Annotated in this window: 1 pseudogene; it reads right to left on the reverse strand. The window is 60.2% G+C overall.

Annotated features, from left to right (window positions below):
- Positions 1-211: pseudogene (locus tag AF337_RS44070) on the reverse strand (type II and III secretion system protein family protein); the annotation flags it as partial.

Here is a 211-nt window from a genome sequence, read left to right on the forward strand (position 1 = left end):
CGATGGCCATAGGGCCCAGTCACGCCGACGCCATTGCGAAAGCGTCGGAGCATGTCCTTGTCGACTTCCAAGACACCGAGCGCGAAAAGTTCGACGTCATTAGACGAGCGCGTCTGATCGAGCGGACTGTAGAGGTCCTCACCCGGGCGGGCCGGTCGCACAATGTGCGGGGTGACGACGATAACGAGGTCGGATTCCTTCTTCTGGAAAC

Source organism: Rhizobium ecuadorense (genome assembly GCF_001187535.1).
GTDB lineage: Bacteria > Pseudomonadota > Alphaproteobacteria > Rhizobiales > Rhizobiaceae > Rhizobium > Rhizobium ecuadorense.